Here is a 12,705-nt window from a genome sequence, read left to right on the forward strand (position 1 = left end):
GATTTTAAGAAGGCGATTTGTGCTTTTTTTGAAAATATTCCTAAATATCGGGAAGAACTACAGCCTCTTTTATCTAAGAAATTTTACTTAGTTAAATCTTAATTTAAAGATATAAGAGAAAGGCTGGTTATAAGATATTTTGCTGTGCTTTCAATCGCATAGTCTTTAGGTCATGAGAGGTTTCTAAAGCTTTCTCTAGTTCTTCTACTCTTTTTTTTAACTCTTCAATTTGCGCTAAGTACTTTGGAATATTTCTAACACGTGCTTGTTCTCTGTTGTACTTGGGAAGGGGTATGACAGGACTGCCTCCGTATTTGCCTGGTTTATCAATAGATTTACTGACTCCACCACGGGTAGCAATCATGACATTACTGGCAATTTCCACATGGCCTACAACACCTACTTGTCCGCCAAACATAACATTTTCACCTGTTTTCACAGAACCAGCAATCCCTGTTTGAGATACAACGATATTATGAGATCCAAGGCTTACATTGTGGGCGATCTGAACGAGGTTATCAATTTTTGTTCCTTTACCTATTCTAGTTACTTTAAAACGAGCTCGATCGATTGTGGTATTGGCACCTATTTCTACATCATCTTCAATAATAACAGAACCGAGTTGTTCTAATTTGGAATGTTGGCCATTTTGATCTGTCGTATATCCAAAACCACAAGAACCAACGACAACCCCCGGTTGTAGAATAACGCGATTACCAAGGATGATTTTTTCTCGAATGGTTACATGGGAATAAATGATGCAAGCTTCTCCAAGACAACTATTAAGACCCACAAAAGTGAAGGGATAGATGATGCATCCATTGCCAATTTTTGTATTTTCGTCGATTACAACGGAAGGGCCTATTTGTACATTTTGGCCAATTTCTGCACTCTCGTGAATAACTGCAGTAGGATGGATTCCTTTAAAACCTGAATTATTTTGCGGGAGCAAGAGAGCTTTTATAATCTTTTGAAAAGTAATGGAAGGGTTATCAGATAGAAGAAAATTTTTTCCTTCTTCTACAGGAAAAGTGTTGTCTACACAGATTACTCCCGCCTTAGACTGGCTCATCGATGTACAGTAACGAGGGTTAGCTAAAAAGGAAGCATCTTCAGGGCCTGCATTTTCTAGTGAGTCAACATTATTAATGAGATGGTGGGGATTGCCTACTAAAGTTGATTCTGTAAACGCAGCAATTTCTTGTAGAGTAAATTTTTTCATATGATTAATAGGCACTTATTCATCTAGATAAATGCCCAATTCCTTCTATTTTTAATTCTTTATACACAAAGGAACTATTTTACTACTTCGTGCTTTGTTTCATTAGGAGTTTTTTTTTGTGTTTGAGCTATTTGATCAAATCTTTCATCTAATTTTTTAACCACAGTGTTGGTTATATCTAATTCCTTAGGATAATAGTGGCATGCATCGCTCTTTAAAATAATACAACCATCTTCTTTGTTCATTTCCTCTAGCGCTTGATCAATATTGCTTTGTAGCTTTTGGCCAATCTGCATCTCTTTCTGATAGAGAATTTGCTGACATTCTTCATACATTCCTTTCAAATCTTGACTCAATCTAGCATAATCATTTTCTAATTTCTGCTTTGTTTCCGGATTCATGCTATCTAAAATGACTGGATCGCTTAGCTTTTTCACAATATCTTCGAGCTGTTTGCTTACGTCTTCAATTAAGGCTGCTTTTTGATTTTTAAGATTTTCGAAGGCTTCTTGCTCTTGTTTGCCTAACTTAGAATTCATAAAACAGTCCCTGGTGTTTACTACCTTGTACTCAGTAGCTATTAAAGACGTGCTAAGGACTGTAAAAAACAATACGGTCGAGATAAATGGATTTTTCATAAGATATACTCCTTGTTAAAATTGTCCACCCATAGAAAAGAAAAATCTACGCACTTCATTGCGTCCTGAAGGGTTGATTGGAAAACCCATTCCTAAAGTGATAGGAACTCGGTTTGCTATTTCAATACGTACTCCAAAACCTGCACTAAATTTAAAGTCTTTAATATACCAGTGTTTCAATCCAATACTCCCTGCATCTACAAAAATAAATCCATCTACAAAAGGGAGGATTTGATGTAAATATTCAAGAGATAGTACAGTAGAGGAAATACCACCGGTGGGATCTCCATTAGAAAAATGGTCTCCTAAATCAAAGTCGCGATAACCACGTACAGAGTTAATTCCCCCAATAAAGAAACGCTCTCCTAAAGGAATTTGCGTAGGTTGACTGGTTCTGCCAACAGGTTCAATAAAGTTAAAGTCAAAACGAGATTTAAAGGTTCCACATTTCCAAATAGGTATATAGTAACTATTTAAATAAGCAAAACGCCAAAAATAAAAATCTCCTCCTAAACCAGCAAACTCTGTTTCTAAGCGTGAACGAAATCCTTTGTGTGGTTTAAAAGGGCTATCAGTAGAATCAAAAGTAAGAGATGGTCCAAATCCTGATACAATCCCTTCTTGATGCGCCTGCTCTCTTTCTAATGGAGCAGCGCTTTGGGATATATGCGTTCTGGAATTATTGAAACGATATTTTATTCCAAAGGTCCAGAAACTATTAAGAGGATAAGAGGCGTGTAAATCAAAACCTAGCTTTTGAATATCGTACTTTTTAGACGTTAATTCGCTATAGGTATTAAATACATCAAAGCCCACTCTCCATAAACTATCGCAAAAATAAGGATTTAACCAAGAGAGCGTGTAGGCTTGTTGTTTTTTTCCGAAACTTAGACGAAGATGCGCATATTCACCCCCTCCTCTGAGCGCTGCAGAGCCTTCTGAAAAAAGACTTGCAAAACCTTTAATATTAAAATTCGCTTCAGAGAAATCCAATCCGCCAAAAATGCTTTCTGCACTACTAAACCCTACAAACAAGCTAGCATGACCGGTTTTGCTTTCTTTAACCTCAATGTAAATATCTCGGTAATTTTCACCAAATTGCTCTTCATCTTCTGTACGGACTGCATATACATTTACACTTTCGAAATAACCAACATTTTGCAATCTGTTTTCTGTAGCTTGCAGCTTTGCTGTATCAAAGGTTTCACCTGGTATGAGAAGTGATTCGCGCAAGATGACATGGGCTTGTGTAGCCATATTCCCATATATCCGAATCATGCCAATGCGATATTTTTTTCCCTCATCAATATGAAAAGAGGTATTAAAAGCTGTATCGTTTACGCATGGTTGGGCTTCAGCTTGGATATTTGCTTCTAAGTACCCCTTGCGTCCATATAGATCTTTAATGGCTTGCAAGGTTTTTCGTAATTTTTCAGGCGAATACACATCGCCTTCGTGGATGAGAAGGAGCTTTTCGATTTCTTCGTTGGAAAATAATTCATTACCTTCAAATTGAATGGCATTAAAATGAAAAATAGGCCCTTTTTCTGCGGAGATAACCAGAATAATTTTTCCTTCTGTTTCAGCTTCATGAATTTGTATATCAACCTTTGCATCTGCATACCCTAAGTTTTGAAGATAATTCACAATGGCTAAACGGTCTTGTTCTAATCCCTCCTCATGATAGGTCCCTTTACCTGTTAGCCAGCTGAGTAGATTATATTTTTTTGTATAGATCATCCCCAGCAATTCGCTTATTTCTTCTTTTGTGAAACCCTGAAAGATCATATCTTCAATTCGGCCTGAGCGTCCTTCATGAACTTCAATATTAATGGATACTTCATTTGTCTTTGGATGCGGTACGATTATATATTGTAGCTGTGATTCGAAATAACCTTTTTTAACGTAGTATTCTTTAACTTTGTTAAAAGATTTATTGAAAGACTGCCGATTGAAAACAGCATTAGGCTTAAGACCCAATTCTTTTTGCAAAGCTGTGGTTTTAATTTTTTTATTTCCATTCCATGTAATCGAGCGAACTTTAGATCTTGGCCACATTTTTAATGTGATATACACCTGTTGGTCCCGAACCTGTATAGAAGGTTCTACTCGATCGTAATCTGCAACAAGTGTTTTTAAATCCGCGTCAAAATCTGCTTGAGAAAAAATATTTCCCACCTTGCTTTTGAGCTTGGAAAGCACAATTTGAGGATTAAAAGAGGTGTTTATGCTCAAGTTCTCTACTTGCAAATCAATGTCTGCAATACGACACTCTTCAAATACTATTGTTGAAGAAGAGGTAAAAGCTGACGACAAAGAGCAGAGGCTGGTAAAAGCGATTAAAGAGAGATAAGTAGCAAACTGTTTGATCATTTGATATTTCATCCGATATGGTGTTTTATTCTAAGAACGATACAAATGGATTGATTATAAGAAAATTGCTGAAATTTTTGCAAACTACTAACTTTTATTGATTTTTTTAAAAAGAGCGTCTTCCTGTAAAAGATCTTGCAAGAGTGCCTCCATCGACAAAATCTAAACAGCTTCCTATAGGCAATCCAAAAGCTAAACGAGAAATATGCACATCGTTTTCTAGTTGTTCTTTTATGTATAAAGCTGTAGCTTCCCCTTCTAGGGTAGAATCTAAAGCTATAATTACTTCTTTAACCGAGCGATCTTTCACTCTTTGTTTAATCTTCTCCATGGGCAGGCCATCTGCATTTTTCCCTTCAATAGGAGAGAGTAACGATCCTAATACATGATATAGCCCTTGGTACATCCCCATTTCTTCTAGAGCATAAGCGTCTTTTACAGAGGCAATTAAGCACAGTTGAGAAGTATTGCGACTAGGTAATTGGCAAAAATGACAATCATTTTCTTCTGTTAAACAAGAGCATTCAGGGCAAAAGGAAACCTTTTGATTTAATTCAGAAAGAGTAGCGGAAAAATGCAACACATCTTCTAAAGGCCAATTAAATACTTGAAATGCAAATCGCTCAGCGGTTCTATTACCCACGCCCGGGAACTTTTTAAATGAATTAATGAGTAGTTGAAGGTGCTTAGGGTATTTAAGCATTTTTTTGGTTTTTTTGGTTAATTTACAATACGATAATGGAATTTGCATAGACGTGCAATGGAAATTTTAAATGATAAAAGACTTAAGTAAAGGCAAAAAACAAAACACTTTCATTTTTTAGCAGACTAAGATAAACTATTTTCGATAGAGTGTTAAACATGCAAATTTTGGTTTATGGTTCAAAAAGCGCGTATTATTTCTACCGGTTCCTATCTTCCTAAAAAAGTGTTATCGAATAGCGATTTAGAAAAAATGGTCGATACTTCTGATGAATGGATCGTCTCTCGCACAGGAATGAAGGAGAGAAGGCTAGCAGCAACAGATGAGCCTACCTCTGAAATGGGATTTCAGGCAGCTAAAAAAGCTATTGAGAAAGCAGGTATTAATGTAGAAGAAATCGAGCTTATTTTATTTGCTACTTTGACACCGGATTACCCTTTCCCCAGCACAGCCTGCTTAATCCAAGCTCGTTTAGGTGCTTTTAGTGCAGCAGCGGTAGATTTGCAGGCTGCTTGCACCGGGTATATTTATGCTTTATCTCAAGCTAAGGCCTATATTGAATCAGGGATGTATCGATCTATTTTAGTCGTAGCTTCTGAAAAACTCTCTTCCATTGTTAATTATAAAGATCGAGCTACTTGTGTTCTTTTTGGAGATGGTGCAGCAGCCTGCGTTGTTGCAAAAGAAGGAAAGGGATTATTCATTTCAGATGTTTGTTTAGGAGCTGATGGAAGATTGGCTGAGCTATTAATGATACCGGCTGGAGGGTCTAAAAAACCAGCTTCTATGGAGACTATTCAAGCAAACCAGCATTATCTACAAATGGAAGGCAAAGAGTTATTTAAACATGCGGTGCGTAGAATGGAAATGGCGGCTAGTCGCTGCTTAGAAAGAGCCTCTTTAAAAAAAGAACAGATCAAATGGCTAATTCCTCATCAAGCAAATATGCGTATTATTGAAGCTATTGCAAAGCGTTTTGATGTGCTAATGGAGCATGTTTTTTTGACATTGCATAAATATGGGAACACATCAGCTTCTTCTATAGGAATTGCTTTAGATGAGCTCTTACAGGAAAAAGACTTAAGAGATGAGGATCATATATTGCTAGTAGCTTTTGGCGCAGGACTTACTTGGGGAGCTACTATTTTAACCTATGGAGCTGAAAATGCATAAATGGGCATTTATCTTTCCGGGTCAAGGAACACAATATATAGGAATGGGAAAAGATTTTTACGATACTTTTCCTATAGCTAGAGAAGTGTTTCAAGAAGCTAATGAAATTTTACAGCAAAATTTCTCTTCTATTATTTTTGAAGGTTCATCAGAAATTTTAACCCTTACTAAAAACAGCCAAATTGCTATTTATCTGGTAAGCATAGCTATTCTGCGTACTTTGCAAACACAGATCCCTCTTTTTAAACCAGCAATTTGTGGGGGCTTGAGCTTAGGAGAATATACAGCTTTAGTCGCTTCTGAAAAAATGAACTTTAGCGATTGTTTAAAATTGGTGCAATTGCGTGCTGAGTCTATGCATGAAGCTTGTAGAGAGAATAATGGGAAAATGCAAGTTGTGTTAGGACTTACTGAGGAGCTGGTTGCTGAAGCTTTGCAAGAAATAAGCTCTAAAAGCGGTTCTATTTGGATCGCTAATATTAACTGTCCAGGTCAAATTGTAATTGCAGGTACAATTAAAAACCTCACAATAGCAGCCGAATATCTCAAGCAAAAAGGGGCTAAACGCATCGTTGACTTAGAAGTTGCTGGGGCTTTTCACAGTGGTCTGATGCAATCTGCCAAGAAAAAGCTTTTTGATAAGATTGAAAATGCTACTATTTGTGAAAGTAAAATTTGTTTTACTATGAATGTTCCTGGCGCGATAGTTGATTCTATCGCTATGATTAAGCAATATTTATTAGAACAAGTGACAAGTCCTGTTCGTTGGCAGCAATCCATTTTAACCATGCAAGATTTTGGACTGCAAGCCTATCTCGAAATAGGGCCTGGTAAAACATTGAGTGGAATGAATAAAAGAATAGGAGTGCAAGTTCCTACTTTCCATATAGAAAAAGTAGCCGATTTAGATGGATTAGTACGTCAATGGGAGTCTTTATGTCGCTCTTAGCAAATAAAAATGCTTTGATTACAGGAGGCACCGCTGGTATTGGTAAAGCTATTGCTTTAGCATTTCTGCAGCAGGGAGCAAATGTAGCTATTTTAGGAACAAATAAAGAGCATGCAGAACGCGTTGTAGAAGAGCTGCAAGCGGCTAAGATTCATCAACAACAAAGAATAGAATCCTTTCTTGTAGATGTCTCTCTTAAGCTAGAAGTGGATAACGCAATTAAGGATTTGATGCTCTCTTGGGAATCGATAGATATTTTAGTCAATAACGCCGGCATTACTCGCGATGGTCTATTGATTAGAATGAGCGAAGAAGACTTTGATCGAGTCATTGCAGTAAACCTCAAGTCGCTTTTTAATTTATGTCGCTTTGTTGTTCCTCTTATGGTAAAAGCTCGTAGTGGAAATATTATTAATATTTCCTCTATTGTAGCTTCAACAGGCAATCCGGGTCAGTTTAACTATGTAGCATCTAAAGCAGGTGTTGAAGGTGCTACAAAAGCGCTAGCAAAAGAGGTTGCCTCTCGCAATATCCGCGTCAATTGCATAGCACCGGGGTTTGTTCAGACGCGTATGACAGATAAATTAACAGAAGAGCAAAGAAAGCATATCTTAAGTCAAATCCCTATGAAAACCATGGGCAGGCCTGAAGATATTGCAAATGCAGTTGTCTTTCTGGCAAGTCATCTTTCTAACTACATCACAGGCCAAATATTGGCTGTAGATGGCGGAATGGTGATGTGATGATTTTGGTAAATGTAACTTAACTAAAGGATATCTTATGTCAACCGAGAAATCTATGGAACAAGAAGCTCTTGAAAAAGAAGTACTTGATATTGTTATTGAACAACTGCAATTAGATCCCACTCTAGTTTCTTTAGAAAAATCTTTTTCAGAAGATCTTAGTACAGACTCTTTAGATCTTACAGAGCTAATTATGGCCTTTGAAGAGCGTTTTGGATTTGAAATTCCACAAGAAGAAGCTGAAAAACTCTATATCGTCAGAGATGTAGTGGGCTACATTCAAAAAAAGCGCAATGAAAAAGATAAAAAAACTTCTGCAACTTAAGTTTTGGGCCGCTTAAATAGCGGCCCTAGATTTTTTGAATAATTTGCTATTTTCTAATAGAAATACGCCTTATTCCTGGGTCTTTTGCTCTTGGAAAAGTAATTACTAAAATACCATCTTTATAAGAAGAGTCTTTTCAAGTTTGAAGTGCACAGAAGAATTAAAAAAAGAATAGGCAGGCGATGAAAGAATCTCTATTGTGATTTTTAACAATCAAACACAAGGAGAGACCTTGCCTAAAGGCTACCATCACCTAACCTATGACCAAAGATGTCAGATTTATATTTTAAAAGCTAGAGGAGATACATCTAGCTCAATAGCAAACATTCTAAAAGTTCATCATAGCACTATTAGTAGGGAACTTAAGAGAAATAAAGGGCAACGAGGATACCGTCATCAGCAAGCTCAAGAAAAAGCATTTCTTAGAAAAAATTCTCAGCCCAATAAAAAAATGACTCCTCAAATAGTTACCCGTATTGAAGAAAAAATCAAGTTGCAATGGAGCCCTATACAAATATCCGGATGGCTTAAAAGACATGGTAAAGAACATGTTAGTCATGAGACCATCTATAATCATATCTGGAAAGATAAACGACAGGGAGGACAGCTTTATAGAGAGCTCCGTCATCGAGGGAAAAAATATAACAAGCAGAGAAAGGGAGCTTCTGGAAGAGGGAACATGCCTGGTCGTATAGATATTAAGCAACGGCCTTGTATTGTAGAAAAAAAGACTCGTTTAGGAGACTGGGAACTAGATACAGTCATAGGGGCAGGACATAAAGGCGTAATTGTATCAATGGTAGAAAGAACTTCCAAGCTAACTAAGCTCGCCAAAGTTTCTCATAAAACTGCAGAGGAAGTAAGTCAAGCGTTAATTGAACAACTTAAACCTATCAAAGATTTTGTACACACATTAACAGCAGACAACGGAAAAGAATTTGCCTATCACCAAATGGTTAGTTTCGAGCTAGAGACAGACTTCTACTTTGCAACGCCCTACCATTCTTGGGAAAGAGGCTTAAATGAGCATACAAACGGACTAGTTAGGCAATATTTTCCTAAAACACAAAGCTTTTTAGATACGACTTCCAAGGATATAGAAAGGGTGGAAACTTTACTAAATAACAGACCTAGAAAGGCTCTCAACTTCGAAACTCCACTAGAAGTGTTTACGAGATTATCTACAAACATGCTATGCTCGGGTGCACAATAGATGTTTTTTCAAGTATTTATATGTTCTTTTTTGTGCACTTCAAGGTTGAAAGGGCCAAGCATCTGGTTCTTGATTCTCGTCTATTTCATCAGGAAGAACAATATTGTAAGAATAAGATCGAAAAGATTTTTTATAAAATTTTTTATTTTTATCTATTTCTTCTTCTTTCTTTTCACCTTTTATCCAAAGCATTCCTTTATTTAAATTTATTTCAATCTCGTCTGATTTTAAACCAGGCATAGCTGCTTCTATAACAATATTATTTTTTTCATCATAAATGGTAAGTCCTTGATCTTTTCCTTCACTTTGAAGAATTTGTTCAAATTCTTGCAAAAAACCGGGCAAGGCATTTATAGATCCTTTTTTGATATTAAACATGGATGGAAGTAATTTGGACATTTTAAATTCTCCTTTGCTATAAGATATGATCTCTTTCATACACGTCTGAATAAACTTAGGTACTGCGCAGTAGAAGGGCAATTTCTTTTTTTTGCCAGTGCTTTCAACACCTACTTTAGCTGTACTTGCTTTTGTAGTTAATTAATGGTTAAAATTCAATTATTTTCGATCTTTCTTCTTTAAATTTTAAAAGATTTTTGTTCTAGATTTAATGGAAAAAAAGAGAAACACAAGAAAGCTGCTTAATGTCAGCAAAATAGCTGAGAGGGCATTGACAACAGGGGAAATCCCTGAGCGTAACATGGATAGTATGTAGAGGGAAAGAGTTTGACTATTACTGCCAACACAAAAGTAAGAAAGAATAAAGTCATCAAAAGAGAGAATAAAAACCAGTAGACCCGTTGCAATAAGAGATGGTCGTAGCAGGGGTAGTATTACGCGTAAAAATGTCTGAATAGGTGTAGCTCCTAGCACTAAAGAGGCCTCTGTCATGCGATCATCCAATTCTAAGAATCGAGCATAAACAATAGGAATAACAAATCCCAATCCTAAGACTGTATGGGCAACAATTAAAGTGTCAATTCCTAAAGAAACCTTAATTATGGTAAAGAACCCGAGCAAGCCAATTGCCAATACGGTTTCAGGAATGATGAGATTTCCATAGAATAGCGTTAAAAAAGTACGAATCCTCCCTCCTTGAGAGCAATAAAAGATTAAAAAAATACCCATTAATAGACTTAAAAGAGTTGCAGAAAAAGCTACGATTAAGGAATTAAGAAAAGATTGCCAAAGGTGTTCAGATTGAAATAGCTCTACATACCAATTCCAAGTAAATCCTTCCCAGGGAGAGGGGAAAGAAGCTGTATTAAAAGAAAAAATAAGAAGAACAGCTAAGGGAACATACAGGAATAAATAAACCGCTGCAATAGATAAAAGGGAAATGACTTTTGCTAAACTATTTTTTTGTTTCATAAGCGCGTCCAGGGATCATACGATCGATTAAAAAATAGAGAAGAATAGCACTTAGCAAAAGACAAATCGAAGCCACTGCTGTAAAAGCAGCTCCCAATGAACTTGTTTGTTCGTCGAGAATAAAGCTAGAAATTACAGTCCCCACAAACATCCACTTATCTCCACCCATGAGCTCTGGAATTGCAAACTCGCCAAAAGAAGGAATAAAGACTAAGAAAAATCCTGCCTGTAATCCTCGTTTAGTTAAAGGCAGTAGCACGCGACGCAGAGTATGAAACCAACTTGCACCTAAATCATAAGAGGCCTCTATAAGACGATTATCAATTTGTTCCATAGCCGAGTAAAGAGGCATAACCATGAAAGGCAAGTAGTAATAGACCATCATAATCATGATAGCAAAGGGGGTATTTAACATATGTAAGGGATTGTCTATAATCCCTATTAATTGCAAGAATTGATTAATAAGTCCTTTTTTTTCTAATACGAAAAACCAAGCGTACACATGTAAAAGAAAGTTAGTCCAGAAAGGCACAATTAATAAAAATAGCAGTACATTTTTAAATCTCTTACTATTAAAGGTCAAAAAATAAGCAAAAGGATAGGCAATGGTTAAGCAAATACAAGCATTGCTCAGAGCTAAAATTAAAGAATTAAAGATCACTTTTAAATATACAGGACGTAAAAAAAAAGTGATTTTTTGTAGAGTGATGCCTCCGATAGCGCCTGTGTTCGTTATGTATAAAAAGCTAGAAATAAAAATCATTGCGAGTGGTAAATAGAAAAATAATACCTGCCAGATCATTGCAGACGATCCTATGAAAAATGGCAAATCAGAAGATAATTTTGGCTTCATCTTTCTAAGATCACCACGTTCTCTTTTTGCCAATACAAAAATACTTCGTTATCATAATCAATGACCTCTTGTGGAAAGTGCTCTTCATTTTGTTCAAAAACTTGAATACGCATTTCATTTTTTATCAGAATGTTATATTGAGTAGACCTTCCATGATAAACAATGGATTGAACAGAGCCTTTTAGAGTATTAGAAAAGTTAGGAACGGCTTTTTTAGAGATAAAAATCTTCTCAGGTCGCAAACTAATCATGATCTGACGCCCTTCATCCATCCATTCTTTTTTTTGTGGAATATCAATTTTGAATCGACCTAGGTTAGGGATTTCAATTTCAGGGCCCTGATTTAAGTAGCGCAGTTGACCGTTTAAAATATTTGTGGTTCCTACAAACTTTGCAACAAAAGAAGAGATGGGGAATTCATAAATTTCTTTAGGAGTACCTATCTGCTCTATTTCTCCTTTATGGTTCATAATGGCCATTTGATCAGCTACGGTCAAGGCCTCAAATTGGTCATGAGTAACATAGATAAAAGTAGTTTTTAGTTTATCTTGTAGTTCAATCAACTCTAGCAACATTTTTTCACGCAACTTAAAATCTAAAGCAGCAAGAGGTTCGTCTAAAAGCAGAACAGTTGGCTCATCTACGATAGCTCTAGCTAAGGCAACACGTTGCTGTTGACCTCCAGAGAGTTGACTGGGGTATTTGTAGATATGTTGTTCTAAATGAAAGGATTCCAAGATCTTAATGACTTTTTGTTGAATGATTTCTTTAGAGAGTTTTTTAAGATTAAGACTATAGGCAACATTATTAAATACGTTTAGGTGAGGGAAAAGAGCATAATTCTGAAATACTATATTAACAGGTCTTTTGTAAATAGGCCAATTAGTAATTTCACTATCTCCTAAATAGATTCTTCCCGATTCAGCGCTCTCTAATCCAGCAATTAGTCTGAGTAGGGTGGTTTTGCCGCATCCACTCGGACCTAAAAGAGCAAAAAACTTACCAGCAGGAATCGTTAAATTGACTTCTGGGATAATAACCCCTCCATCTAGGGATTTTCTTAAAGCTTCTAACCGTATGCTCCGCGTTTTTTGTGTGATCATTTTTGTTATCCGATAGCTGGTTTATCTTTAATCTTTACA

13 protein-coding genes are annotated in these 12,705 nt (G+C 36.3%); 5 read left to right on the plus strand and 8 right to left on the minus strand.

Annotated features, from left to right (window positions below; genetic code table 11):
• Positions 1-127: 127 nt before the first annotated feature.
• From lpxD to recR, 4 genes are all read right to left on the minus strand, one after another.
• Complete coding sequence (gene lpxD, locus RHABOEDO_RS04340) at positions 128-1,222, minus strand: UDP-3-O-(3-hydroxymyristoyl)glucosamine N-acyltransferase (protein WP_215217284.1); 1,095 nt, start codon at positions 1,220-1,222, stop codon at positions 128-130.
• Between the two features lie 74 nt (positions 1,223-1,296).
• Positions 1,297-1,860, minus strand: coding sequence for an OmpH/Skp family outer membrane protein (locus RHABOEDO_RS04345; protein ID WP_220017810.1), 564 nt, complete (start codon positions 1,858-1,860; stop codon positions 1,297-1,299).
• 15 nt (positions 1,861-1,875) lie between these two features.
• A complete protein-coding gene (gene bamA, locus RHABOEDO_RS04350; protein WP_215217282.1) occupies positions 1,876-4,245 on the minus strand; it encodes an outer membrane protein assembly factor BamA in 2,370 nt (789 codons plus the stop codon).
• A gap of 94 nt (positions 4,246-4,339) precedes the next feature.
• Entirely contained in the window at positions 4,340-4,984 is a 645-nt protein-coding gene (gene recR, locus RHABOEDO_RS04355; protein WP_320412787.1) for a recombination mediator RecR, read from the minus strand.
• 126 nt (positions 4,985-5,110) lie between these two features.
• Between recR and RHABOEDO_RS04360 the strand changes: the two genes are divergently transcribed.
• The 5 genes from RHABOEDO_RS04360 (at position 5,111) to RHABOEDO_RS04380 (ending at position 9,339) form a co-directional block, all read left to right on the plus strand.
• On the plus strand, positions 5,111-6,109 hold the full coding sequence (locus tag RHABOEDO_RS04360) for a beta-ketoacyl-ACP synthase III (RefSeq protein WP_215217280.1): 999 nt from the start codon (positions 5,111-5,113) through the stop codon (positions 6,107-6,109).
• Positions 6,102-7,058 (plus strand): ACP S-malonyltransferase, encoded by a 957-nt coding sequence (gene fabD / locus RHABOEDO_RS04365; RefSeq protein WP_251368234.1) that lies wholly within the window; start codon positions 6,102-6,104, stop codon positions 7,056-7,058. The genes RHABOEDO_RS04360 and fabD overlap by 8 nt, the downstream gene beginning before the upstream one ends.
• Positions 7,046-7,801 carry a 3-oxoacyl-[acyl-carrier-protein] reductase gene (fabG, locus tag RHABOEDO_RS04370; protein ID WP_215217278.1) on the plus strand — a complete coding sequence of 252 codons (756 nt, stop codon included), beginning with the start codon at positions 7,046-7,048 and terminating at the stop codon, positions 7,799-7,801. Before fabD ends, fabG begins: the two co-directional genes overlap by 13 nt.
• A gap of 37 nt (positions 7,802-7,838) precedes the next feature.
• Positions 7,839-8,126: an acyl carrier protein gene (gene acpP, locus RHABOEDO_RS04375; RefSeq protein WP_245397565.1), complete on the plus strand. Its 288-nt coding sequence runs from the start codon at positions 7,839-7,841 to the stop codon at positions 8,124-8,126.
• 199 nt (positions 8,127-8,325) lie between these two features.
• Complete coding sequence (locus RHABOEDO_RS04380) at positions 8,326-9,339, plus strand: IS30 family transposase (RefSeq protein WP_215216525.1); 1,014 nt, start codon at positions 8,326-8,328, stop codon at positions 9,337-9,339.
• Between the two features lie 39 nt (positions 9,340-9,378).
• Here RHABOEDO_RS04380 and RHABOEDO_RS04385 read toward each other — a convergent pair whose 3' ends face one another.
• From RHABOEDO_RS04385 to RHABOEDO_RS04400, 4 genes are all read right to left on the minus strand, one after another.
• The gene (locus tag RHABOEDO_RS04385; RefSeq protein ID WP_215216606.1) at positions 9,379-9,777 is read right to left on the minus strand and encodes an Hsp20/alpha crystallin family protein; all 399 of its coding nucleotides are present in this window, start codon (positions 9,775-9,777) and stop codon (positions 9,379-9,381) included.
• 147 nt (positions 9,778-9,924) lie between these two features.
• On the minus strand, positions 9,925-10,710 hold the full coding sequence (locus RHABOEDO_RS04390) for an ABC transporter permease (RefSeq protein WP_215216607.1): 786 nt from the start codon (positions 10,708-10,710) through the stop codon (positions 9,925-9,927).
• On the minus strand, positions 10,694-11,473 hold the full coding sequence (locus RHABOEDO_RS04395) for an ABC transporter permease (RefSeq protein WP_220017812.1): 780 nt from the start codon (positions 11,471-11,473) through the stop codon (positions 10,694-10,696). Before RHABOEDO_RS04395 ends, RHABOEDO_RS04390 begins: the two co-directional genes overlap by 17 nt.
• A gap of 86 nt (positions 11,474-11,559) precedes the next feature.
• Complete coding sequence (locus RHABOEDO_RS04400; RefSeq protein WP_215216609.1) at positions 11,560-12,666, minus strand: ABC transporter ATP-binding protein; 1,107 nt, start codon at positions 12,664-12,666, stop codon at positions 11,560-11,562.
• Positions 12,667-12,705: the final 39 nt, after the last annotated feature.

This window comes from Candidatus Rhabdochlamydia oedothoracis, assembly GCF_019453995.1.
Classification (GTDB): domain Bacteria; phylum Chlamydiota; class Chlamydiia; order Chlamydiales; family Rhabdochlamydiaceae; genus Rhabdochlamydia; species Rhabdochlamydia oedothoracis.